The 23,276-nt window shown below is 60.9% G+C and carries 20 protein-coding genes and 2 tRNA genes; 16 read left to right on the forward strand and 6 right to left on the reverse strand.

The window, feature by feature from the left end; genetic code table 11:
• Positions 1-2 precede the first annotated feature (2 nt).
• Positions 3-854, forward strand: coding sequence for a flagellar motor stator protein MotA (motA, locus tag KVH01_RS10045; RefSeq protein ID WP_043047893.1), 852 nt, complete (start codon positions 3-5; stop codon positions 852-854).
• Positions 855-857: 3 nt separating this feature from the next.
• Positions 858-1,877: a flagellar motor protein MotB gene (gene motB, locus KVH01_RS10050; RefSeq protein ID WP_217881323.1), complete on the forward strand. Its 1,020-nt coding sequence runs from the start codon at positions 858-860 to the stop codon at positions 1,875-1,877.
• Positions 1,878-2,045: 168 nt separating this feature from the next.
• Here the strand turns inward: motB and rsgA are convergent, their stop codons facing one another.
• Positions 2,046-3,077 carry a small ribosomal subunit biogenesis GTPase RsgA gene (gene rsgA / locus KVH01_RS10055; RefSeq protein ID WP_043047889.1) on the reverse strand — a complete coding sequence of 344 codons (1,032 nt, stop codon included), beginning with the start codon at positions 3,075-3,077 and terminating at the stop codon, positions 2,046-2,048.
• Positions 3,078-3,185: 108 nt separating this feature from the next.
• Between rsgA and orn the strand changes: the two genes are divergently transcribed.
• Both orn and KVH01_RS10065 read left to right on the forward strand, forming a co-directional pair.
• Positions 3,186-3,728, forward strand: a complete 543-nt coding sequence (orn, locus tag KVH01_RS10060; protein WP_010213620.1) for an oligoribonuclease — start codon at positions 3,186-3,188, stop codon at positions 3,726-3,728.
• 244 nt (positions 3,729-3,972) lie between these two features.
• A complete protein-coding gene (locus KVH01_RS10065; protein WP_172833454.1) occupies positions 3,973-4,590 on the forward strand; it encodes a trimeric intracellular cation channel family protein in 618 nt (205 codons plus the stop codon).
• Here KVH01_RS10065 and queG read toward each other — a convergent pair.
• Positions 4,587-5,651: a tRNA epoxyqueuosine(34) reductase QueG gene (gene queG / locus KVH01_RS10070; protein WP_043047887.1), complete on the reverse strand. Its 1,065-nt coding sequence runs from the start codon at positions 5,649-5,651 to the stop codon at positions 4,587-4,589. The two genes, KVH01_RS10065 and queG, sit on opposite strands and share 4 nt — an antisense overlap.
• Before the next feature lie 63 nt (positions 5,652-5,714).
• On the opposite strand from queG, the gene KVH01_RS10075 reads away from it, so the two are divergent.
• The 12 genes from KVH01_RS10075 to KVH01_RS10130 all read left to right on the forward strand — a co-directional run bounded on the left by KVH01_RS10075 (position 5,715) and on the right by KVH01_RS10130 (position 20,065).
• Complete coding sequence (locus KVH01_RS10075) at positions 5,715-6,575, forward strand: NAD(P)H-hydrate dehydratase (RefSeq protein ID WP_217881324.1); 861 nt, start codon at positions 5,715-5,717, stop codon at positions 6,573-6,575.
• A complete protein-coding gene (gene tsaE, locus KVH01_RS10080; RefSeq protein WP_217881325.1) occupies positions 6,563-7,033 on the forward strand; it encodes a tRNA (adenosine(37)-N6)-threonylcarbamoyltransferase complex ATPase subunit type 1 TsaE in 471 nt (156 codons plus the stop codon). The genes KVH01_RS10075 and tsaE overlap by 13 nt, the downstream gene beginning before the upstream one ends.
• Before the next feature lie 17 nt (positions 7,034-7,050).
• On the forward strand, positions 7,051-8,472 hold the full coding sequence (locus KVH01_RS10085; protein WP_217881326.1) for an N-acetylmuramoyl-L-alanine amidase: 1,422 nt from the start codon (positions 7,051-7,053) through the stop codon (positions 8,470-8,472).
• On the forward strand, positions 8,472-10,388 hold the full coding sequence (gene mutL / locus KVH01_RS10090) for a DNA mismatch repair endonuclease MutL (RefSeq protein WP_043047878.1): 1,917 nt from the start codon (positions 8,472-8,474) through the stop codon (positions 10,386-10,388). Before KVH01_RS10085 ends, mutL begins: the two co-directional genes overlap by 1 nt.
• Complete coding sequence (gene miaA / locus KVH01_RS10095) at positions 10,388-11,359, forward strand: tRNA (adenosine(37)-N6)-dimethylallyltransferase MiaA (RefSeq protein ID WP_217881327.1); 972 nt, start codon at positions 10,388-10,390, stop codon at positions 11,357-11,359. Before mutL ends, miaA begins: the two co-directional genes overlap by 1 nt.
• 94 nt (positions 11,360-11,453) lie before the next feature.
• Positions 11,454-11,714 carry an RNA chaperone Hfq gene (hfq, locus tag KVH01_RS10100; RefSeq protein WP_003188059.1) on the forward strand — a complete coding sequence of 87 codons (261 nt, stop codon included), beginning with the start codon at positions 11,454-11,456 and terminating at the stop codon, positions 11,712-11,714.
• A 12-nt stretch (positions 11,715-11,726) separates the two neighbouring features.
• Positions 11,727-13,028 carry a ribosome rescue GTPase HflX gene (hflX, locus tag KVH01_RS10105; protein ID WP_043047876.1) on the forward strand — a complete coding sequence of 434 codons (1,302 nt, stop codon included), beginning with the start codon at positions 11,727-11,729 and terminating at the stop codon, positions 13,026-13,028.
• Positions 13,029-13,124: 96 nt separating this feature from the next.
• Positions 13,125-14,300, forward strand: a complete 1,176-nt coding sequence (gene hflK / locus KVH01_RS10110; RefSeq protein ID WP_043047874.1) for an FtsH protease activity modulator HflK — start codon at positions 13,125-13,127, stop codon at positions 14,298-14,300.
• Positions 14,300-15,166 carry a protease modulator HflC gene (gene hflC / locus KVH01_RS10115; RefSeq protein ID WP_010213607.1) on the forward strand — a complete coding sequence of 289 codons (867 nt, stop codon included), beginning with the start codon at positions 14,300-14,302 and terminating at the stop codon, positions 15,164-15,166. The genes hflK and hflC overlap by 1 nt, the downstream gene beginning before the upstream one ends.
• Positions 15,167-15,459: 293 nt before the next feature.
• A complete protein-coding gene (locus KVH01_RS10120; protein ID WP_124399127.1) occupies positions 15,460-16,647 on the forward strand; it encodes an ATP phosphoribosyltransferase regulatory subunit in 1,188 nt (395 codons plus the stop codon).
• A gap of 54 nt (positions 16,648-16,701) precedes the next feature.
• Entirely contained in the window at positions 16,702-17,991 is a 1,290-nt protein-coding gene (locus tag KVH01_RS10125; protein WP_043047871.1) for an adenylosuccinate synthase, read from the forward strand.
• Between the two features lie 139 nt (positions 17,992-18,130).
• Positions 18,131-20,065 carry a methyl-accepting chemotaxis protein gene (locus KVH01_RS10130; protein ID WP_217881328.1) on the forward strand — a complete coding sequence of 645 codons (1,935 nt, stop codon included), beginning with the start codon at positions 18,131-18,133 and terminating at the stop codon, positions 20,063-20,065.
• Positions 20,066-20,156: 91 nt separating this feature from the next.
• Here the strand turns inward: KVH01_RS10130 and KVH01_RS10135 are convergent, their stop codons facing one another.
• From KVH01_RS10135 to KVH01_RS10150, 4 genes are all read right to left on the reverse strand, one after another.
• The gene (locus KVH01_RS10135; protein WP_043047868.1) at positions 20,157-21,710 is read right to left on the reverse strand and encodes an ABC transporter permease; all 1,554 of its coding nucleotides are present in this window, start codon (positions 21,708-21,710) and stop codon (positions 20,157-20,159) included.
• Complete coding sequence (locus KVH01_RS10140) at positions 21,710-22,735, reverse strand: iron ABC transporter substrate-binding protein (protein WP_124399131.1); 1,026 nt, start codon at positions 22,733-22,735, stop codon at positions 21,710-21,712. Before KVH01_RS10140 ends, KVH01_RS10135 begins: the two co-directional genes overlap by 1 nt.
• A 144-nt stretch (positions 22,736-22,879) precedes the next feature.
• Positions 22,880-22,966: transfer RNA gene (locus KVH01_RS10145), tRNA-Leu, on the reverse strand.
• Between the two features lie 154 nt (positions 22,967-23,120).
• Positions 23,121-23,207: transfer RNA gene (locus tag KVH01_RS10150), tRNA-Leu, on the reverse strand.
• Positions 23,208-23,276: the final 69 nt, after the last annotated feature.

The following is a 23,276-nucleotide window of genomic DNA, read 5'->3' on the forward strand; positions in this document are numbered from 1 at the left end:
CTATGGCTAAAATTATCGGCATCATTGTCGTCATCGCAAGTGTGCTCGGAGGGTACGTCCTCTCCCACGGTAAAATCGCCGCATTGATTCAACCTTTCGAAGTGCTGATTATCGGCGGCGCGGCGTTTGGCGCATTCTTGCAGGCCAACCCCGGCTACATGACCATGCATGTGATCAAGAAGTCGCTGGGCATGTTCAGTTCGCGCTTTTCCCACACCTTCTATCTGGAGGTGCTGGGGCTGGTCTACGAGATCCTCAACAAGAGCCGCCGTGAAGGCATGATGGCGATCGAGGGCGATATCGAAGACGCCGCCGCCAGCCCGATTTTCGCCAAATACCCGGCGGTGCTCAAAGACGAGCGCATGACTGCGTATATCTGTGATTATTTGCGCATCATGTCGTCCGGCAATATGGCGCCCCACGAGCTGGAAGGCCTGTTCGACATGGAACTGTTCAGCCTCAAGGAAGAGCTGGAGCATCCGTCCCACGCCGTGACCGGCATCGCCGACGGCATGCCGGGCTTTGGTATTGTCGCCGCGGTACTGGGTATCGTGGTGACCATGGCCTCCCTTGGCGAGGGCGACCAGGCGGCCATCGGCATGCACGTCGGCGCGGCGCTGGTGGGGACCTTCTTCGGTATCCTCGCGGCCTATGGTTTCTTTGGGCCCCTCGCCACATCCCTGGCCCATGATGCCAAGGAAGAGGTCAACCTCTATGAAGCGATCAAGGCGTGCCTGGTAGCGTCCGCGTCGGGCATGCCGCCGTCGCTGGCCGTGGAGTTCGGGCGCAAGGTGCTGTACCCCAAGCATCGCCCAAGTTTCTCCGAGCTGGAACAAGCGGTTCGCGGTCGCTAAGCCATGGAAAACAACCAGCCGATCATTATCAAGCGCGTCAAGCGCTTCGCTGCGGGGCACCATGGTGGTGCCTGGAAAATCGCCTTCGCCGACTTTGCCACGGCAATGATGGCGTTCTTCCTGGTGCTGTGGCTGATGTCTACCGCCACGCCGGAACAGAAGATCGCCATCGCCGGTTATTTCAAAGACCCGATTGGCTTTTCGGAAAGCGGCACGCCCTTCGTGATCGACCTGGGTGGCTCGCCACAGTTGGCACCTGAGCGCACCATCAACCCGGAGGTGCAGACCGAGTCGCCCCAGGAAAAAATCCCGATCGAGCGCGATACGGTTGAAGCCATGGCCGAGCAGGTCGAGCAGGAGCGCCTGGAGCTGTTGCTGCAAGAATTGCAGAATAAGGTTGAAGAAAACCCGCAGCTGCTGAAGTTCAAGGACCAGATTTCCTTCGAGATCACCCCCGAGGGGCTGCGCATCCAGATTACCGACGCCGCCAACCGGCCGATGTTCGACTCCGGCAGCGCGCGGTTGAAACCGTACTTTGAAGACATCCTGCTGGCCATGGCCGACACCATCAAGGCGGTGCCGAACAAGATCAGCATCAGCGGCCACACCGATGCCAAGCCTTACGCGGGCCAGGGCGATTTTGGCAACTGGGAACTCTCGGCCAACCGCGCCAACGCCGCCCGCCGTGCACTGGTGGCCGGTAGCTATCCAGACCCGCAAGTGGCGCGAGTGGTAGGTTTTGCTTCCTCGCAGTTGTTTGATCCCAAGGACCCGTTCAATCCGGTCAACCGCCGCATTGATATCGTGGTACTGACCAAAAAGGCCCAGCGTGCGATTGAGGGCGACCAGCCGCCGCCACCGACACCGACCCAGGGTGACGGCGCACCAGGCGAAGTGCCGGTTGATCCGAATGCGCTACCGCCGGAACAGCAGCCGCTGCCGGCCCATGAACTGCGGCAGAAGTTGAACCTGTTTGATGATGGCGGGGTGAAGGATCCTACGGTGCCTGCGCCGGCCTCCTAAGCTCCAGATACAACAAGGCCGCGATGATCGCGGCCTTGTTGTATTTGCTGTTTCACTGTAGGAGCGAGCTTGCTCGCGAAAAACGTCAACGATAACGCGTGTATCCAGGATGCCCGCGTTGCTCTTGGGGTCTTCGCGAGCAAGCTCGCTCCTACAGAGGCTGGCGGCTTAGTAATTGCTTTCAGGCAAACTCGCAATAATCGACCGATAGCTGTTCATTCGCTGCTGTTGCACTCGGCCATCTTCCAAGGCTTTGAGCAACGCACAGCCCGGCTCGCGGTCGTGCTTGCAGTCGCGGAAGCGGCAGGTACCGATCAGGTCGTTGAACTCGATAAAGCCTGCCTCCACATCGCTGCGGCTGACGTGGCCCAAGCCGAATTCACGGATTCCCGGGGAGTCGATCAATTCGCCGCCGCCGGGGAAGTGGAACAGCCGCGCGGTGGTGGTGGTGTGAGTGCCCTGGCCGGACAGTTCCGACAGTGGGCCGACGCGGGTGTCGACTTCCGGCAACAGGCTGTTGACCAGCGAGGACTTGCCCACGCCGGACTGGCCGACAAACACGCTGATGCGCCCGTCCAACTGCTGTTGCAGTTGTTCCATGCCGTTGCCGTGATGGGCTGACACTTCCAGCACCGGGTAGCCCAGGGTGCGGTAGACCGCCAACAACGCATTGAGCGCCGGGGCGTTCTGCTCGTCGATCAGGTCGAATTTGTTCAGCAGCAGCAGCGGGCGAATACCGGCATGCTCGGCCGCGACCAGGTAGCGATCGATCAGGTTGGCATGGGGCTCGGGCAGCGGCGCGAACACGATCACGATCATGTCGACGTTGGCGGCTACCGGCTTGAGCTGGCCACGGCTGTCGGGGCGGCGCAGTTCGGTGCTGCGTGGCAATTGGGCGACGATCACGCCGATGCCCTGGTTACCGGCACGCCACACGACTTTGTCGCCGGTGACCAGCGCAGGCAGGTTGGCGCGCAGGTGGCAACGGGATACTGAGCCTGCGAGCTCGCCTTCCAGCGCCTCGACCTCGACCTGCACACCGAAGTGCGCGATCACCAGGCCGGTTTGTTCTGGGCCCAGGTCGCCGCCCTCGAGTGCTTCCACGGCGGAGGATTCGCGTTTGGCGGCGCGGGCGGCGCGTTCACCTTGAATCTTTTCGATGCGCCAGTTTTGGCGACGATTGAGCTGGCGTTTGGCCATTGGTGTTCCGTGTCGATAATGCAAAGGTTAGGTAAAACGGTCGCGAGTCTAGCACGCCCCCGCCTGCTAAACTGCCTGGCTACGCCAAGGTGCCAAGAGAATCAAGCCATGCAAAACCCACAGAACCTGATTTGGATCGATCTGGAAATGACCGGTCTGAACCCCGACACCGACGTCATTATCGAGATGGCGACCATTGTCACCGACAGCAACCTCAACACCTTGGCCGAAGGTCCGGTGATCGCCATCCACCATAGTGACGCCGTGCTCGCCACCATGGACGAGTGGAACACCCGCACCCACGGTAACTCCGGCCTGACCCAACGCGTGCGCGACAGCCGCATCAGCATGGCCGAAGCCGAAGCTGAAACCATCGCCTTCCTGGAAAAGTGGGTACCCAAGGGCAAGTCGCCGATCTGCGGCAACAGCATCTGCCAGGACCGACGCTTCCTCTATACGCATATGAAGGCGCTGGAGAGCTACTTCCACTATCGCAACCTCGACGTGTCGACGCTCAAAGAGCTGGCTGCGCGTTGGGCGCCGGAGGTCAAGGACAGCTTCCATAAAGGCAGCACGCACCTGGCGCTGGATGATATTCGCGAGTCGATTGCCGAGTTGCAGCATTACCGCAAGCATTTCATCAAGGCTTGAAAACGGGGCGACTGCTGAACATGTGGGAGGGGGGCTTGCTCCCGATGGCGTTGTGTCAGCCCCAGATGCATTGACTGACACTCCCTCATCGGGAGCAAGCCCCCTCCCACATTTGAATGGATTTGCAAATCCAAAGGTGGAAGGGCACTTGCCCTGATGGCGGGCGACTGGGTTTATCTCCGAGCGCCCCCTTTTGGTGCCATCAGCAAATGATTAGACTGCCGGCCTCTCTGCAAGGATCGCCATCATGTTGCTGATGCTCTACCTCATCGCCATCACGGCCGAAGCCATGACTGGCGCCTTGTCCGCCGGTCGGCGTGGCATGGATTGGTTTGGCGTGGTGCTGATCGCCTGTGTGACGGCCCTGGGCGGTGGTTCGGTGCGCGATGTATTGCTCGGCCATTACCCGCTGACGTGGGTCAAGCACCCGGAATACCTGGTGCTCACCTCCGTCGCGGCGTTGGTGACGATCTTTATCGCACCGCTGATGCGCCGCCTTCGCTCGCTGTTTTTGGCGTTGGACGCCTTGGGCTTGGTGGCATTTACCCTGATCGGCTGCATGACCGCTCTGGAAATGGGCCACGGCATGCTAGTGGCATCGGTCAGCGGGGTGATCACTGGGGTGTTCGGCGGCATCCTGCGGGATATCTTCTGTAACGACATTCCGCTGATCTTCCGCCGGGAGCTGTACGCCAGCGTGTCATTCCTGGCCGCGTGGTTCTATCTGCTGTGCCTGTATCTGGAGCTGCCCAGCGAACAAGCGATTCTGCTGACGCTATTCAGCGGCTTTTTATTGCGCCTGCTGGCGATCCGTTTTCACTGGGAAATGCCCAAGTTCGTCTACAACGACGACGTACACTAGCGGGCCGCGTGCTGGTTCAGCGCCCATTCCACATGCTCGCGCACTAACTCCGACGGATAATTGCGCCGCGCCTTCAAGGCTTCCAGCACCGGTATGCTCGACGGCGCATTACCCAGGCCTACCGCCAGGTTGCGCAGCCAGCGCTCGTAGCCGGCACGGCGCAAGGGTGAGCCTTCGGTGCTGCTGAGGAATTTATCCTCGTCCCACATGAACAGTTCGGCAAGTTCCGCGTTATCCAGATTGTGCCGTGGCTTGAAATCGCTTTCGGCGGTGGGTCGGGCGAAACGATTCCACGGGCAAACGATCTGACAGTCATCGCAGCCAAATACGCGGTTGCCGATCAACGAGCGCAGGTCCTCGGGGATGGCGCTCTTGAGTTCGATGGTCAGGTAGGAAATGCAGCGCCGGGCGTCCAGCACATAAGGGCCGACGAAGGCATTGGTGGGGCAGATGTCCAGGCAGGCGGTGCAGCGGCCACAGTGTTCGGTGGCGTGGGGTGGGTCCACCGGCAGCGGCAGATCCACAAACAGTTCGCTCAGGAAGAAATAGCTGCCGGCCTTGCGATTGAGTACCAGGGTGTTTTTACCGATCCAGCCCAGGCCGGCTTGTTCGGCGATGGCTTTTTCCAATACGGGGGCGCTGTCGACAAAGGCCCGAAAGCCGAAGGGGCCGATCTGTGCCTGGATGCGATCGGCCAATTGCTGCACGCGTTTGCGGATCAGCTTGTGGTAGTCGCGGCCCAGGGCGTAGCGCGAGATGTAGGCTTTTTCCGGCTTGGCCAGCAGTTGCGCCATCTGGGTATCGCCGGGCAGGTAGTCCATGCGCAGCGATACCACGCGCAAGGTGCCGGGCACCAGTTGGTCAGGGTGCGAACGCTTGCTGCCGTGGGCGCCCATGTAGTCCATCTCGCCGTGGTAGCCCGCGTCGAGCCAGCGTTGCAGGTGCTGTTCATGCTCAGCCAGGTCGAGGCCGCTGATGCCGACTTGCTGAAAGCCCAGCTCGCGGCCCCAGTCTTTGATCGATTGGGCGAGGGCGGGCAGATCGGAGGTAATAGCAGGCATGAGACACGGGAAACCACAGGTTAGATGCGTATAATTCTGCCAGACATCGGAGCTTGAAGACGCATGCCTCAGACAAAACACGAAATAACCGACGTGCAGCCCCTGTTGCCTGGCCATTTGCCGCAACTGGCTGCGCGTTCCCCGAACGCCCATAAGGGCCTGTACGGGCATCTATTGGTCATCGGCGGCGATCACGGCTTTGGCGGTGCGGCGTTGCTCAGTGGCGAAAGTGCCTTGCGCAGCGGTGCCGGCATGGTGTCCCTGGCGACCCGCCCTGAGCATGTGCCGGCGGCGCTGGCACGGCTGCCGGAAGTGATGACGGTGGGCGTCAGCTCTGCCAACCAGTTGATGAGCCTGCTTGAAAAAATCTCGGTCATCGTGATTGGCCCGGGCTTGGGCGCTGCGGCGTGGGGCAAAAGCCTGCTGTCCGTGGCGGCCAATGCCCAGCAGCCGCAGGTCTGGGATGCTGACGCCTTGAATCAGCTGGCCACAGGCAGCGTCAGCCTTCCTGCCAATAGCGTGATCACCCCACATCCAGGTGAAGCAGCGCGGTTGTTGGGCATTTCGACAGCCGAGGTTCAGGCGGACCGCCTTAAGGTGGCGCGCGCGTTGAGCGAGAAATTCAATGCAGTGGCTATCCTCAAGGGGGCTGGCAGTTTGATTGCCAGCCCGGACGGGCGGGTTGCTCGCTGTGATCAAGGCCACCCGGCCATGGCGACGGCGGGGCTCGGTGATGTCCTGGCGGGCCTGGTCGGTGCCTTGTTGGCCCAGGGTATGCCCGCGTATGACGCAAGCTGCCTGGCCGTGTGGTTGCATGCCACTGCGGGGGATCGCCAAGGCAGTTTTGGTCGCGGGCTGGCGGCCAGCGACCTGATACCTGCCATTCGTCAATTGCTGGAGGAGCAGTCGCCGTGCCTGAATTAGTGCTTTTCCTGGCGAATGAAGACGCCATGGTTGCGTTCGGTCAACGCATCTCGCAGGTCACCGCCGGGGCCGGATTGATTTTTCTCGAGGGTGACCTTGGGGCCGGCAAGACCACGCTGTCGCGAGGAATTATTCGCGGTCTGGGCCATACGGGCGCGGTGAAAAGCCCGACGTTCACTTTGGTAGAGCCCTACGAGATCGGTGACGTGCGTGCCTTCCACTTCGACCTCTACCGTCTGGTAGATCCCGAAGAGCTGGAGTTCATGGGCATCCGTGATTATTTCGACGAAGATGCGCTATGCCTGATCGAATGGCCAGATAAAGGCACAGGCTTTTTGCCAAAGCCAGACATGACCATTACCATTACGCCGCATGAGCACGGACGTCAGCTGAAGTTGTTGCCCCAGAGCGAGCGCGCTAAAGCGTGGTGCGCCACTCTGGCATTGGAATTCAAATAAAATTGGTGGGGTTAGGTATGCGCTTTCGCGCGTTGGTTGCTGTCGTGGGGGTGTTGCTTGCGGCAATGACTGTCAATGCTCTGGCTGCTTCACAGGTAAAGAGCGTTCGCCTGTGGCGAGCTCCGGATAACACGCGACTGGTGTTCGACCTGTCTGGCCCGGTCCAGCACAGTGTCTTTACCCTGACGGCGCCTGATCGCCTGGTGATAGACATCAACGGTGCCAGCCTGGCCGCGCCGCTGAAGGTTTCTACCGCCAACACGCCTATTACCGCCATGCGCTCGGCCCAGCGTACGCCGACCGACCTGCGCGTGGTCATTGACCTGAAAAAGGCCGTGACCCCCAAAAGCTTTTCCCTGGCGCCCAACGCCCAATACGGCAACCGCCTGGTGGTCGACCTGTTCGACAACCCTGCCGACGCCGCACCGCCGCATGCGCCGACGCCGAGCGTGGCGACGGTGCCCGCAGTGCCGGTCAACCCCTCGCAACCCCAGGTCAAGCTGCCACCGCCGCCGCCCGCACCGGCCGGCAAGCGCGACATCATCGTGGTGATCGACGCCGGCCACGGTGGCGAAGACCCTGGTGCCTCCGGCTCCCGCGGCCAGCATGAGAAGGACGTGGTACTGGCGATCGCCCGCGAGCTGCAGCGCCAGGTCAATGGCATGAAAGGCTACCGCGCCGAGTTGACCCGTACCGGTGACTACTTCATTCCGTTGCGTGGCCGTACCGAAATTGCCCGTAAGAAGGGCGCGGACCTGTTCGTGTCGATCCACGCCGACGCCGCGCCGTCCACCGCCGCCTTTGGTGCTTCGGTGTTTGCCTTGTCGGATCGCGGCGCCACCTCCGAGACCGCACGCTGGCTGGCCGACAGCGAAAACCGTTCCGACTTGATTGGCGGGGCCGGCAACGTGTCCCTCGATGATAAGGACAAGATGCTCGCCGGCGTACTGCTCGACCTGTCGATGACCGCCTCGCTGACCTCCAGCCTGAACGTCGGCCAGAAAGTCCTGAGCAACATCGGCCGCGTGACCTCGCTGCACAAACAGCGCGTGGAGCAGGCCGGGTTCATGGTGTTGAAGTCGCCGGACATCCCGTCGATCCTGGTGGAAACCGGGTTTATCTCCAACGCCAACGAAGCCTCGAAGCTGGCCAGCGCCAGCCATCAGCAGGCGTTGGCACGCTCGATCAGCGCCGGCGTGCGCCAGTTCTTCCAGCAGAACCCGCCGCCGGGCACCTATATCGCCTGGCTGCGCGACTCCGGCAAAATCGCCCAGGGCCCGCGTGACCATCGCGTGCAGCCCGGTGACACCGTGGCCATGCTGGCAGTACGTTTCCAGGTCACGCCTGCGGCCTTGCGCAGTGCCAATAACCTGAAAACCGATGAGTTGAAGATCGGCCAGGTGTTGACCATCCCCGGCACTGAACTGGCGGCACAGTAATGAGCGAAACCATCTTGAACAGCGGCTCGCGCATTGAATTGCTCAGCCCGCGTCTTGCCAACCAGATCGCCGCCGGTGAGGTCGTTGAGCGCCCGGCTTCGGTGATCAAGGAGTTGCTGGAAAACAGCATCGACTCCGGCGCCAAGCGCATCGATGTCGACGTGGAGCAGGGCGGCGTCAAGCTGCTGCGGGTACGTGATGACGGCAGCGGCATCTCCGCCGACGACCTGCCGCTGGCCCTGGCCCGTCACGCCACCAGCAAGATCCGCGACCTGGAAGACTTGGAGCGGGTCATGAGCCTGGGCTTTCGCGGTGAGGCACTGGCCTCCATAAGCTCCGTGGCCCGCCTGACCTTGACCTCACGCACCCGCAGTGCCGAGCAAGCCTGGCAAGTGGAAACCGAAGGCCGCGACATGGCGCCTCGGGTCCAGCCGGCGGCGCACCCGGTGGGCACTTCGGTGGAAGTACGCGACCTGTTCTTCAACACCCCGGCACGGCGCAAATTCCTCAAGGCCGAGAAAACCGAATTCGACCACCTGCAGGAAGTCATCAAGCGCCTGGCCCTGGCGCGCTTCGATGTGGCGTTTCATCTGCGCCACAACGGCAAGACCATCCTCAGCCTGCACGAAGCCCACGACGACGCCGCACGCGCTCGCCGGGTGGCGGCAGTGTGCGGTGGCGGGTTCCTGGAGCAGGCACTGCCGATTGAGATCGAACGCAATGGCCTGAGGCTGTGGGGCTGGGTCGGTTTGCCGACGTTTTCCCGTAGCCAGGCCGACTTGCAGTATTTCTTTGTGAACGGCCGTGCGGTACGCGACAAGCTGGTGGCCCACGCGGTACGCCAGGCCTACCGCGATGTGCTGTTCAACGGGCGGCATCCGACGTTTGTGCTGTTCTTTGAGGTCGACCCGTCGGTGGTCGACGTCAACGTGCACCCGACCAAGCACGAAGTACGCTTCCGCGACGGGCGCATGGTGCATGACTTCCTGTATGGCACGCTGCACCGCGCCCTGGGCGATGTGCGTCCGGATGACCAACTGTCAGCGCCGATTGTCACGGCCGTGGTACGGCCAACTGGCCCGGAAGCCGGAGAGTTCGGCCCCCAGGGTGAAATGAGCCTGGCCGCCAACCTGCTGCAATCGCCGCAGTCGCAGCCGACCTACACGGCGCCGAACTCGGGTGCCGGTGCGGGCTATCAGTATCAATACACGCCGCGCCCGCAATCGACAGTGCCGGTGGCCGAGGCCCAGGCGGCGTACCGTGAGTTTTTTGCGCCGCTGCCGGGCGCCGAGCCGGGTATTGCTCCTTCATTGCCGGAAGGCGGCGGCGATATCCCGCCATTGGGTTACGCCCTGGCGCAGCTCAAGGGCATCTATATCCTCGCTGAAAACGCTCATGGCCTGGTGCTGGTGGATATGCACGCCGCCCACGAACGAATCATGTACGAGCGCTTGAAAATCGCCATGGCCAGCGAAGGCCTCAGCGGCCAGCCGCTGTTGGTGCCGGAATCCCTTGCGGTGAGCCAGCGCGAGGCCGATTGCGCGGAAGAGCATCACAGTGTGTTCCAGAAACTTGGCTTCGAATTGCAGCGTCTAGGTCCGGAAACCCTGGCGATCCGGCAGATTCCCGCGTTGCTCAAACAGGCTGAGGCCAACCGCCTGGTGGCCGACGTGCTGGCAGACCTGATGGAATACGGCACCAGTGACCGCATCCAGGCGCATATCAATGAGCTGCTCGGCACCATGGCTTGCCACGGCGCCATCCGCGCCAATCGTCGCCTGGCCCTGCCGGAAATGAACGGCCTGCTGCGTGACATGGAAAACACCGAGCGCAGCGGCCAATGCAACCATGGCCGACCGACCTGGACCCAGATGGGCCTGGACGATCTGGACAAACTCTTCCTGCGCGGTCGTTGATGAGTGCCTTGCCCCCCGCGATCTTCCTGATGGGCCCCACGGCCGCCGGCAAGACCGACCTGGCCATCGAGCTGACCAAGGTGTTGCCCTGCGAGCTGATCAGCGTTGACTCTGCCCTGGTTTACCGGGACATGGACATTGGTACCGCTAAACCGTCGAAAGCGTTGTTGGCCCAGTATCCGCACCGTTTGATCGACATCATCGACCCGGCCGAGAGCTATTCGGCAGCGGATTTTCGCACCGATGCCCTGGCGGCCATGGCTGAGATCACCGCGCGGGGCAATATTCCGCTGCTGGTGGGCGGTACGATGCTCTACTACAAGGCTTTGCAGGAAGGCCTGGCCGATATGCCGCCCGCTGACGCCCAAGTGCGCGCCGAACTCGAAGAAGAGGCTGCACGCCTTGGCTGGCAAGCCCTTCACGAGCAATTGGCGGCCGTGGATCCGGTGTCCGCAGCGCGCATTCACCCCAATGACCCCCAGCGTCTCACCCGTGCCTTGGAAGTCTGGCGTGTGAGTGGCCGGACCATGACTGAACACAGGCTGAAACAAAGTGCGCAAAGTGCTGATGCAGGCGCATCTGGACAACCACAATTGCCCTATACTGTGGCGAACCTGGCCATCGCTCCGGCAAATCGCCAGGTGCTGCATGAACGAATTGCACAAAGATTCACAATTATGTTGGAACAGGGGTTTGTGGAGGAGGTCGTAGCACTGCGTTCAAGAGGTGACCTACATCCCGGGCTGCCTTCGATACGTGCTGTAGGCTACCGCCAAGTCTGGGATCATCTGGATGGCAAGCTGACGTCAGCCGAAATGCAGGAGCGCGGCATCATTGCCACGCGCCAATTGGCGAAGCGCCAGTTCACCTGGCTGCGCAGCTGGAGCGAATTGCACTGGTTGGACAGCCTGGACAGCGACAATCTGTCACGCGCCTTGAAATACTTGGGAACGGTCTCCATATTGAGCTGAGTCCTTGCAATTGCCGTCTATCCTTGGGGGTGTGGCGGCCATAAGCTATCTATTTTCCGATTTTTTATTATTGATCCTTAAAGGAGTGCGGCACATGTCAAAAGGGCATTCGCTACAAGACCCTTACTTGAATACTTTACGTAAAGAGAAAGTGGGGGTTTCCATCTATCTGGTCAACGGTATCAAGCTGCAAGGTACGATCGAGTCGTTCGACCAGTTCGTGATCCTGCTGAAAAACACCGTCAGCCAGATGGTCTACAAGCACGCTATCTCGACAGTCGTTCCAGTTCGTCCAATCCGTCTGCCTAGCGCAGCAGGTGACGAACAGGGTGACGCTGAGCCAGGTAACGCCTGATAGGAGTCTCCTTTGTTCTTTGAGCGCCACGGTGGTGGTGAGCGAGTAATCCTCGTTCACTTGGATGGACAGGACCCTGAGGCGCGCGAAGATCCGCAGGAGTTTCAGGAGTTGGCAAATTCGGCCGGCGCCGAGACCGTTGCGTTTTTTAACGTGCCGCGTCATCGGCCAACCGCCAAATACCTGATAGGCAGCGGCAAGGTCGAGGAACTGCGCGACCTGGTCCACGCCGAAGAAGCCGATCTGGTGATCTTCAATCACATTCTCACGCCCAGTCAGGAACGTAACCTCGAACGTGTCTTCGAGTGTCGCGTGATTGACCGTACCGGCCTGATCCTCGATATTTTTGCCCAGCGCGCCCGTACCCATGAAGGCAAGCTCCAGGTCGAACTGGCCCAGCTTGACCACATGAGCACCCGCCTGGTTCGCGGCTGGACGCACCTTGAGCGTCAAGGTGGCGGTATCGGCATGCGTGGTCCCGGTGAAACCCAGTTGGAAACCGACCGGCGTCTGCTGCGGGTTCGCCTGCGCCAGATCAAGGGCCGCCTGGAGAAAGTGCGCAGCCAGCGCGAGCAATCGCGCCGTGGCCGTACCCGCGCGGATATCCCTACCGTTTCCCTGGTGGGTTATACCAACGCCGGCAAATCCACGCTGTTCAACAACGTGACGAAATCGGACGTGTACGCGGCCGACCAACTGTTCGCAACCCTCGACCCGACCCTGCGCCGCCTGGATATCGACGACCTGGGGCCGATTGTCCTGGCCGACACCGTGGGTTTCATTCGTCACTTGCCGCACAAGCTGGTCGAGGCATTTCGGTCTACGCTCGAAGAGTCGAGCAATTCCGACCTGCTCTTGCACGTGATCGATGCGGCCGAACCGGATCGCATGCTGCAAATTGAACAGGTCATGGTGGTGCTGGGCGAGATTGGTGCCCAGGACTTGCCGATCCTCGAGGTCTATAACAAACTCGATTTGCTTGAAGGCGTTGAGCCACAGATCCAGCGCGACGAAAACGGCAAGCCCCAACGGGTCTGGTTGTCGGCGCGTGATGGCAGTGGTCTGGAGCTGCTTGAACAAGCCATTGCCGAATTGCTCGGCAGCGATTTGTTCGTCGGCACCTTGCGCTTGCCTCAGCGTTTTGCTCGACTGCGTGCACAGTTTTTCGAATTGGGCGCGGTACAGAAAGAAGAACACGACGAAGAAGGTGTCAGCTTGCTGGCCGTTCGATTGCCGCGCTCGGAACTCAATCGGCTGGTCAGTCGCGAGGGTGTTGTACCGGCAGAGTTCATCGAACAACACACTTTGCAATAAAAGCCTCCTAAAGCGGTTGTGCCGCGGTAGCAGGCATTCTGTAGCATTGGTCGGCGCGCCGTGGGTGCGTCTTTGCTTTATCAGATGGAGAGCGCTATGGCTTGGAATGAGCCGGGTGGCAACTCGAATAATCAGGATCCTTGGGGTGGTAAGCGCCGCAATAACGGCGACCGCAAGGGGCCACCGGATCTCGACGAGGCCTTCCGAAAGCTGCAGGAAAGCCTGAATGGGTTGTTCGGTGGTGGAAAAAAACGTGGTGGTGACGACGGCGGTCGCACAAGCAAGGGCGGTGGCTATGGCCTGTTGGGCCTGGGTCTTGTCGTGCTGGCGGCCGTATGGCTCTACAGTGCGGTATACGTCGTGGACGAGCAGGAGCAGGCCGTGGTGCTGCGCTTCGGCAAGTACTACGAGACCGTCGGCCCGGGCCTGAATATCTATTTCCCGCCGATCGACAAGAAGTACATGGAGAACGTCACGCGTGAGCGGGCGTACACCAAACAGGGCCAGATGCTGACCGAAGACGAGAACATCGTCGAAGTGCCGCTGACCGTGCAGTACAAGATCAGCAACCTGCAGGACTTCGTGCTGAACGTCGACCAGCCGGAAATCAGCCTGCAACACGCAACCGAAAGTGCCCTGCGCCACGTGGTGGGTTCCACCGCCATGGACCAGGTGCTCACCGAAGGTCGTGAATTGATGGCCAGTGAAATCAAGGAGCGGCTGCAACGCTTCCTCGATACCTATCGCACCGGTATCACCGTCACCCAGGTGAACGTACAGAGCGCAGCGGCACCGCGTGAAGTGCAGGAAGCCTTTGACGACGTGATCCGCGCCCGTGAAGACGAGCAGCGTTCGCGCAACCAGGCTGAAACCTACGCCAACGGCGTCGTGCCGGAAGCCCGTGGTCAGGCCCAGCGCATCATCGAGGATGCCAATGGCTACCGCGATGAAGTGGTCTCTCGCGCCAAGGGTGAGGCGGATCGCTTTACCAAGCTGGTGGCCGAGTACCGCAAGGCGCCGGAAGTCACCCGCGAGCGTCTGTACCTGGACACCATGCAGGAAGTCTTCAGCAACACCAGCAAGGTTCTCGTGACTGGCAGCAAGGGAGGGCAGAACAACCTGCTGTACCTGCCGCTGGACAAGATGATCGAAGGTGGTCGTAGTGGCACCAGCGCACCGTCTACCGGTTCCAATGCCGCTGCCAACGAAGCGAGCGCCCGTGCGGCCGCTGACTTGCTGCAACAGCAAACACGTACCAGGGAGAGTCGTTGATGAGCAATAAATCGCTGACCGCCCTGATTGTGGGCGTCGTCGTGGTCATCGCTGCCTGGAACTGCTTCTACATCGTGGCTCAGACCGAGCGTGCGGTGCTGCTGCAATTCGGTCGCGTGGTCCAGGCGGATGTCCAGCCGGGCCTGCATGTGAAGGTCCCCTACGTCAACCAGGTGCGCAAGTTCGACGCCCGCCTGATGACCCTGGATGCACCGACACAGCGCTTCCTGACACTGGAAAAGAAAGCCGTGATGGTTGACGCCTACGCCAAGTGGCGCGTCAAGGATGCCGAGCGCTTCTACACCGCGACCTCCGGCCTCAAGCAGATTGCTGACGAGCGTCTCTCGCGTCGTCTGGAATCGGGCCTGCGTGACCAGTTTGGTAAACGCACCCTGCACGAGGTGGTATCCGGTGAGCGGGATGCGCTGATGGCTGACATCACGCGTTCGCTGAACACCATGGCGGAAAAAGAGCTGGGTATCGAAGTGGTCGATGTCCGGGTCAAGGCCATTGACCTGCCCAAGGAAGTCAACCGCAGCGTGTTCGAGCGCATGAGCACCGAGCGTGAGCGCGAGGCCCGTGAGCACCGCGCCAAGGGTAACGAGCTGGCAGAGGGTATCCGTGCGGATGCCGACCGTCAGCGCCGTGTCCTGCTGGCAGAAGCCTATCGCGAGTCTGAAGAGGCCCGTGGTGATGGTGATGCCCAAGCCGCGGCGATCTACGCCAAGGCCTACGGCCAGGACCAGGAGTTCTACGCGTTCTACCGTAGCCTGCGCGCCTACCGTGAAAGCTTCGCGAACAAAACCGACGTCATGGTGCTGGACCCAAGCAGCGACTTCTTCCGCTACCTGGAAAAGTCCAAGTAACCAGCCTTTGATTCTGTAGGAAGCACTCCGTCGGGCGGCTAAAATGCCTGGCGGGGTGCTCCTTTCAGAAAACGGGTGTATGATGCGGCAGCCGGGAAATTCCCGGCTTTTTTGCGTCTGCATGTTTGATTCGGCAGGCGTGACAGGTTTTTCGAGGAAAGTGCCCGACGAGGCCGGTTACAGGCCATTCGTCACGTCGCTCTTGCGCGTGGTTTATGCAGGGGGCGGGTATTTTCTGCTTCACTCAAGGTTCGGCCGAGGGCTGGCCGCCCGGATCATAGGGGAATGGCGTAATGGCAACGGTAGACCGCTGGCTGCTGCCAGATGGCATCGAAGAAGTACTGCCACCAGAAGCTGCGCGCATTGAAATAGCGCGTCGCCAGGTGTTGGATCTGTTCCAGAGCTGGGGTTACGAGTTTGTCGTGACTCCCCATATCGAGTACCTGGAATCCCTGCTGACCGGCGCGGGCCAGGACCTGGATTTGCGTACCTTCAAGGTCATCGATCCGCAATCGGGCCGGCAGATGGGGTTCCGTGCCGACATCACGCCGCAAGTGGCGCGCATCGATGCGCACACTCTGCGCCGCGAAGGTCCAAGCCGCCTGTGCTACGCCGGCAGCGTGCTACATGCCCAGCCGCGTGCCTTGTCGTCTTCCCGTAGCCCGATCCAGTTGGGCGCCGAGTTGTACGGCGATGCCAGCCCGAGCAGTGACGTTGAAGTGATCAGCCTGATGCTGGCCATGCTGCAACTGGCTGACGTGCCGGCTGTGCACATGGACCTGGGGCACGTCGGTATCTACCGCGGCCTGGCCCGTGCGGCCGGGTTGTCCGGCGAAGTAGAGCAGCAGTTGTTCGATGCCCTGCAACGCAAGGCCATTGATGAAGTGGTCGCCCTCACCGAGGGTGTACCTGCGGATCTGGCCGGTATGCTGCGTGCGCTGGTTGATCTGTGCGGTGGCCGTGAAGTGCTGTCGGCTGCACGTGAGCGCCTGGCCAAGGCGCCGGCGCCGGTATTGGCTGCGCTGGATGACGTGCTGGCAATCGCCGAGCGCCTGTCGGCGCGATTCCCGCAGCTGCCGCTGTATTTTGATCTGGGTGAGTTGCGCGGCTACCACTACCACACCGGTGTGGTGTTCGCGGTATTTGTCCCGGGTGTTGGCCAAGCCATCGCCCAGGGTGGTCGTTATGACGATATCGGCGCTGACTTCGGTCGTGCGCGTCCGGCCACTGGTTTCTCCACCGATTTGAAAACCCTGGTGACCCTGGGGCGTGCTGAGGTCGAGCTGCCGTCTGGTGGCATCTGGATGCCCGACAGTACGGACGCGGCACTCTGGCAGCAGGTTTGCCAGTTGCGCAGTGAGGGTCAGCGTGTGGTCCAGGCCTTGCCTGGGCAGCCATTGGCCGCCGCCCGTGAAGCGGACTGCGACCGGCAATTGATTCAGCAGAACGGGCTTTGGCAAGTATCGCCACTGGCTTCTTGAGTTTTCCTGCCGGCCATCGCCGGCACCAAGTTTGCGCGAATGAGGACAAGTGTTATGGGTAAGAATGTCGTAGTCCTGGGCACCCAATGGGGTGATGAGGGCAAAGGCAAGATCGTTGATCTGCTGACCGAACATGCTGCCGCCGTAGTGCGCTACCAAGGTGGCCACAACGCTGGCCACACCCTGGTCATCGATGGCGAAAAAACCGTCTTGCACCTGATCCCCTCGGGCGTACTGCGCGAAGGTGTGCAGTGCCTGATCGGCAACGGCGTGGTGGTCGCACCTGATGCCCTGCTACGCGAGATCATCAAGCTGGAAGAGAAAGGCGTGCCGGTGCGTGAGCGCCTACGTATCAGTCCGTCCTGCCCGCTGATCCTGTCCTTCCACGTTGCGCTGGACCAGGCCCGTGAAAAGGCCCGTGGCGAGCTGAAGATCGGTACTACCGGTCGCGGTATCGGCCCGGCCTACGAAGACAAGGTAGCCCGTCGTGGCCTGCGTGTAGGCGACCTGCTCAACATGCCGCGCTTTGAAGACAAGCTGCGTGAACTGGTGGATTACCACAACTTCATGCTGGTGGGTTACTACAAAGAGCCGGCCATCGAGTTCGAGAAGACCCTGGCCGAGTGCAAGGAATACGCTGAACTGCTCAAGCCGCTGATGCTGGACGTGACCGCCGAGCTGCATGACCTGCGTCGCGCCGGCAAAGACATCATGTTCGAAGGCGCCCAGGGTTCGCTGCTGGACATCGACCACGGTACCTACCCGTACGTCACCAGCTCCAACACCACCGCCGGCGGAGTCGCCACAGGTTCAGGCGTTGGCCCGATGTTCCTGGACTACATCCTGGGCATCACCAAGGCCTACACCACCCGTGTCGGTTCGGGTCCATTCCCGACTGAGCTGTTCGACGACGTCGGTGCACACCTGGCCAAGCAAGGTCACGAGTTCGGCGCAACCACCGGCCGTGCTCGCCGTTGTGGCTGGTTCGACGCCGTTATCCTGCGTCGCGCTATCGATGTGAACAGCATCTCGGGCATCTGCCTGACCAAGCTGGACGTCCTCGACGGTCTGGAAACCATCAACATCTGCATCGGCTACAAAGATGCAGAAGGCAACGATGTCGCTCCGACCGACGCCGACAGCTACGTAGGCCTGCAGCCTGTGTACGAAGAAGTGCCAGGCTGGACCGAATCGACCGTGGGTGCCAAGACCCTGGAAGAACTGCCAGCCAACGCCCGTGCCTACATCAAGCGTGTTGAAGCGTTGATCGGCGCACCGATCGACATTATTTCGACGGGCCCGGACCGCAACGAAACCATCGTGCTGCGTCACCCGTTCGCTTAATAAGCTGTTGATGTAAAAAGCAAAGGGCTCCTTCGGGAGCCCTTTGTCGTTTCTGTCTGGCAAGCGGCACGACCCTTGCTGTGTTTCTCTCTTTCGCGGTGCTATCAATTTAATGGCACCCGTGGTGGAGGGATTCCCGATGTCTGCCGTTCTCTCATTGTTACAAAGCCGGCTGTTGCGGCCGGTCTTCGTTACCCTTGGTATCGCTCTTTTGGTGCAAGTGCTGGTCGCCGTCGCTCTGACGCGGAGCACGGTCACTGCACTGGAGGCCGATTTGAGCAATCGCCTGGGTATCGACAGCCAGAAGCTGTCTGGCGAATTGGCCCAGGCGGGCAAGGAAGTCACCTCCAGCCTGGACAGCCTGTCGACCAGTACCCGCCAGCGTCTGACGGCGGGGCTTTCCACGCGCTTGCAGGAAGAACAGAAACAGCTGCGTGCGACCCTGGAAAAAGACCTGCAGGACTCCGCCAATGATATGGCGCAATTGTTGGCTTCAGTGGCCCCTCGCGCCATGTGGGACAGTGATGTGCCGACGCTGTCGGAGTTCGCCCGGCGTGCCCAGCGTAACCCCAATGTGTTGTTCGTAGTGTATGACGACGCAGCAGGCGAGCACTTGACCCGTTACCTGAATCGCGAAAACCCGATCAACCAGGCCCTGCTGGCGAAGGGAGCGGGCGAGCGTGCCCTGGATAAAGTGCTGGACGCGGCCAAGACTGACCCTTCCGTGTATTACGTAGAAGCCTCTATCAGCCCCAACGGCGTGGAAATCGGCAAGGTGCGCATGGGCGTATCCACTGCGGCGGTTGAAGCCGATCTGCAAGCATTGGATAAGCGCTTTGCCGCGCTGATTGCCAGCGGTGACCAATTGGTGGGCGATAGTCTCAAGGGGGCTGCTGCTGACAGTGCCGCCGCCATGGGCGCCAGACTGCAATCGGCGCAGGCCACAGCTACCCAAATGACCGCCAATACCGCCAGTGCCGTGCAGGACGCTGCGGGCACCCTGCGCTGGCGCATCGGCATGGGCCTGGCCTTGGTGGGGCTTGGCGTATTGCTGCTGATCGCCATCGTACTCGGTCGGCGCGTGGTCAACCGCTTGAAGCTGCTGATCGCGGCCATGGATGACCTGGCGGCAGGGGAGGGTGATCTTACCAAGCGCGTGCAGATCAACAGCAAGGACGAAATTGGTGACATGGCCTCTGCGGTCAATCGCTTTGTGGATAAATTGCAACCCATCGTGCGCGAAGCAGGCGACGTGGCCCAGCGCACCGGTGTGGAAATCGGCGCCATGACGTTGCGCAATGCCGGCGCCGATGCTGCTGCTGGCTTGCAGCGTGATGAAGTGGCGCAGAGTTTGCGCGCACTCTCGCAAATGGCCGACGAGGCCCAGGCCGAAAGCCATGCCATGCAGGCAGCCTTGCAACAAGTGGTGGATATTCGCCAGGCCACGGATGAAAATTCGCGCACGTCGGCCGAAGTCGGCAGCTTGATCGAGGCGTTGGCAGGGCAGGTCCAGGCCGGCTCCCAGGTTATCGAGCGCCTGGCCCAGCAAAGCGAGCAAATCGAGGTGGTGTTGACCGTAATCCATGGCATCGCCGAGCAAACCAACCTACTCGCACTCAACGCAGCCATCGAAGCAGCCCGCGCCGGTGAGACCGGTCGTGGGTTCGCCGTGGTGGCGGACGAAGTGCGTGCATTGGCCAGTAAGACCCAAAGCTCCACTGGCGATATCCAGGCGCATATCGTGGCATTGCAGCAGGGCGCGCGTGAGGCGGTGGAAACCATCGGTAAGGCTGGGCGCCAGGCCAATGAAGGATTGCTGGTGCTGCGCGACAGCGTGCGCTTGCAACAGACGGTCCAGGCATCGGTGGAGCAGGTGCACGCGGCCATCGGACTGGCGACTCGTGCAGCCGAGCATCAGGCCCAGGGCGCCCATGCAGTGCGCGGGCGGGTGGAGGTAATCCATGCCCAGGCCGAGCGTGCGGCGCAGGCGGTAATAGAGACGACGGCCAGTGGCAAGGTGCTCGATGGGTTGGCGGCGCAGTTGAAGGCGAGCCTGGGGCAGTTCAGGGCTTAGTGTTGCCTGTGCCGGCCTCATCGGGAGCAAGCCCCCTCCCACACTTGGAATGCGTTCCAATGTGGGAGGGGGCTTGCTTCCGATAGCGATCTCAGCGACTCAGATACATCCGAGTCGTGAGCAAATACACCGGCAACCCCGACACCAATATCAACAACGCTGCATAAGGCGCCGCCGCCGCAAACTCCACATTCGAGGTATGTGCCCAAACGGCAGTCGCCAAGGTATTCAGCCCGGTTGGGCTCAACAGCAACGTCGCTGTCAATTCCTTCATCGCATCCAGAAACACCAGTGCAAATGCCGCCCCCAGCGCCGGGAAGATAATCGGCAACGTCACTCGGCAAAACGCACTGAACGACGAAGCGCCCAACGTGCGTGCTGCCTCTTCCAATTGCGGTGCGGCCTTGTTCAGCGCGGTGCGAATCGGCGCCTGGGCCAAGGGCAAGAACAGCAGCGCATAAGCGATCAGCAGCAACGCCGAGGTCTGGTACAGCACCGGCACGTAGTGCAGGGCGAAATACACCAGGGTCAGCGCGATCACCAGGCCGGGCAGGGCGTGCAGCAAGTAAGGCAGGCGCTCGGCCCAGATCGCCAGTTGACCTTTGTAGCGCACCACCAGCAATCCCACCGGCACCGCCAGCGCCAGGCACAGAGCTGCGCCGCCCAGGGACAGTGCCAGGGAGGACAGCAGCGCCTCACCTATCTCTGCCATCGGAAACGCCGCAGATGAGCCTACCGCCAGCCAGTAACCGAGCATCCCCAATGGAATGCCACTGCCGATGATTGCCAGCGCCAGGCAATACACCTGACCCAATAACGCCCACTTGCCCAGTTGGACCTGTCCGGCATGTCGCGCCGCACCCTGGCCGATGCGCACATGCCGGCCTTTGCCGCGCACGCGCAGTTCCAGCCACAACAAGGTCAGGCACATCACCAGCAATACCGCCGAAAGCATCGCGGCATTGGCATTGCTGAATTCCAGTTCGAATTGCTGGTAGATCGCTGTGGTGAAGGTCTGCAGGCCGATGATCGACAGCGCGCCGAACTCCACCAGCATATGCAGGGCGATCAACAACGCCCCGGCCAGCAACGACGGCCACAGCAGCGGCAAGGTGATGCGAAAGAACACGCCCCAGCGATTCAACCCCAATGTGCGGGCGGATTCTTCCAGGGACGGGTCGAGGTTGCGCAAGGTTGCCGCCACCGGCAAAAACACCAGCGGGTATTTGGACAGGCTCATCACCAGGATTGCGCCGCCGAGCCCCTCGAAGTTGGCGCTCAACGACACCCAGGTAAAGCTGCTGACAAATGCCGGCACCGCAAACGGCAGGCACAGGATCACGCCCCAGAGGCGCCGCCCTGGCAGGCTGCTGCGCTCCAGCAGCCAGGCCAGGGACAGGCCGATCACGCCACAGGCCACCGTCACGCCGACCATCAGCGCGAGGGTGTTGCGCAGCAGGCCAAAGACATACGGCCGCCACAACAGATGCACCGCCTCTGCCCAGCCGGCCTGCCAAGCCTTGAGCCCGACATATGCCAGTGGCAGCAGGCTCAGGCCAACCAGCAACAGCACCGGCAGCAACAGCCAGATCGAAGGGCGTTTGCGCCGGGGGCTGAATGCGCCGGTCGTCAGCGACGGGTTCATCAGTTCAAGCCAACATCACGTTCCAGCTCCAGTGCTTCCTCAGCGTTGCCAAGGTCGGCCGGAGTGACTTTCGGCGGTTGAAGCTCGCTGAAGGGCTTGAGGCCACGGTTGGATTCCATACCCTTGCGCAGCGGGTACTCGGCCGAGGTGTTGGTGATCACGCGCTGGCCTTCTTCACTGGCCATGAATGCCAGCAATTGCTGAGCTTCCTTGGGATGCTTGCTGGATTTCAGTGCGGCAGCGGAGGACACGGTGATCAGGCCGCCGGCATCGCCATCAGTGAAATAGTGCAGTTGGGAATCCAGGTTGGTTTTTTCCTTCTTCAGGGCAAACCAGTAATAGTTATTCACCAGCACGGTGGCCACTTCGCCATTTTCCACGGCCTTGAGGGCGACCATATTGTTGCTGTATACCTTGCCGAAGGCGCGCAGGCCGGTCAGCCACTCTTCGGCAGCTTCGCGACCGTGCAGCTTGATGATCGCCACCGCTTGCTCCTGGAAGGCGCCGCTGGTGGGTACGAAGCCGACCTTGCCTTGCCACTCGGGGCCGGCGAAGTCCAATACCGACTTGGGCAGGTCTTTTTCAGCAATCAGTTTTGGGTTGAAAGCCACGACGCGGGTGCGGGCGGTCACGCCCATCCAATCGCCGTTACGGCCGACGTAATCTTTGGGCAGTACATCCAGGGTGCTGGCATCGATCTTCGCCAGCAAGCCTTGCTCGCCGAGTTTGTTCAGTGGCGGCGACTCTTCGGTATAGATTACGTCGGCAGGGGAACGGTCACCTTCTTCGACGACCTGGCTGGCCAACTGATTGCTGCTGCCTTTACGCACGTTAACGTGAATGCCAGTCTTGGCTTCAAAGGCTTTGGCGAGTTCATCGCCGACTTCCTTATGTTGGCCGTTGTACAAGGTCAGGGCGATCTTGTCGGCGGAGTAGGCGGCGGGCGAGAGCAGTGTCAGGCCGAGCAGGGTGAGGCTCAGGCCGCGCAGAAGGGATGTTGTGAGACGGTTATCGCGGATCATCATCCGAAGTGTTCCTCGCTATATGCAACAAATCATTGCAAGGATAAACGATAAAACTTCTCATGTGCGGATGAGCGGGGAAATCACTGGGGAGTTTTTCAAGCGTCAGAAACGAAAAAACCCGCTTTCGCGGGTTTGATCTGAATTTGGTGCCCAGGAGAAGACTCGAACTTCCACGACCTTGCGATCACCAGCACCTGAAGCTGGCGTGTCTACCAATTTCACCACCTGGGCATTATCTAACAACGTTGCCGCTGTCGATGGGGCGAACTATACGGCGGCCTTTTTGATCTGTAAACCCCTGATTCGAAAAATATAAATCAATTTTTCCGTTAAAAATCAAAGGCCTGAAACGAAAAAACCCGCTTTCGCGGGTTTGATCTGAATTTGGTGCCCAGGAGAAGACTCGAACTTCCACGACCTTGCGATCACCAGCACCTGAAGCTGGCGTGTCTACCAATTTCACCACCTGGGCATTATCTGACAACGTTGCCGTCGTCGATGGCGCGCACTATACGGAGCGATATTTGCGCTGTAAACCCCT

Origin of the sequence: Pseudomonas khavaziana (assembly GCF_019145205.1) — a bacterium.
GTDB classification, from domain to species: Bacteria; Pseudomonadota; Gammaproteobacteria; order Pseudomonadales; family Pseudomonadaceae; genus Aquipseudomonas; species Aquipseudomonas khavaziana.

Coding starts and splice junctions, on each gene's coding strand:
- motA (WP_043047893.1), top strand. CDS start 3: ATGGCTAAAATTATCGGCATCATTGTCGTCATCGCAAGTGTGCTCGGA.
- motB (WP_217881323.1), top strand. CDS start 858: ATGGAAAACAACCAGCCGATCATTATCAAGCGCGTCAAGCGCTTCGCT.
- rsgA (WP_043047889.1), bottom strand. CDS start 3,077: ATGGCCAAACGCCAGCTCAATCGTCGCCAAAACTGGCGCATCGAAAAG.
- orn (WP_010213620.1), top strand. CDS start 3,186: ATGCAAAACCCACAGAACCTGATTTGGATCGATCTGGAAATGACCGGT.
- queG (WP_043047887.1), bottom strand. CDS start 5,651: ATGCCTGCTATTACCTCCGATCTGCCCGCCCTCGCCCAATCGATCAAA.
- KVH01_RS10075 (WP_217881324.1), top strand. CDS start 5,715: ATGCCTCAGACAAAACACGAAATAACCGACGTGCAGCCCCTGTTGCCT.
- KVH01_RS10085 (WP_217881326.1), top strand. CDS start 7,051: ATGCGCTTTCGCGCGTTGGTTGCTGTCGTGGGGGTGTTGCTTGCGGCA.
- mutL (WP_043047878.1), top strand. CDS start 8,472: ATGAGCGAAACCATCTTGAACAGCGGCTCGCGCATTGAATTGCTCAGC.
- miaA (WP_217881327.1), top strand. CDS start 10,388: ATGAGTGCCTTGCCCCCCGCGATCTTCCTGATGGGCCCCACGGCCGCC.
- hfq (WP_003188059.1), top strand. CDS start 11,454: ATGTCAAAAGGGCATTCGCTACAAGACCCTTACTTGAATACTTTACGT.
- hflK (WP_043047874.1), top strand. CDS start 13,125: ATGGCTTGGAATGAGCCGGGTGGCAACTCGAATAATCAGGATCCTTGG.
- hflC (WP_010213607.1), top strand. CDS start 14,300: ATGAGCAATAAATCGCTGACCGCCCTGATTGTGGGCGTCGTCGTGGTC.
- KVH01_RS10120 (WP_124399127.1), top strand. CDS start 15,460: ATGGCAACGGTAGACCGCTGGCTGCTGCCAGATGGCATCGAAGAAGTA.
- KVH01_RS10125 (WP_043047871.1), top strand. CDS start 16,702: ATGGGTAAGAATGTCGTAGTCCTGGGCACCCAATGGGGTGATGAGGGC.
- KVH01_RS10130 (WP_217881328.1), top strand. CDS start 18,131: ATGTCTGCCGTTCTCTCATTGTTACAAAGCCGGCTGTTGCGGCCGGTC.
- KVH01_RS10135 (WP_043047868.1), bottom strand. CDS start 21,710: ATGAACCCGTCGCTGACGACCGGCGCATTCAGCCCCCGGCGCAAACGC.
- KVH01_RS10140 (WP_124399131.1), bottom strand. CDS start 22,735: ATGATGATCCGCGATAACCGTCTCACAACATCCCTTCTGCGCGGCCTG.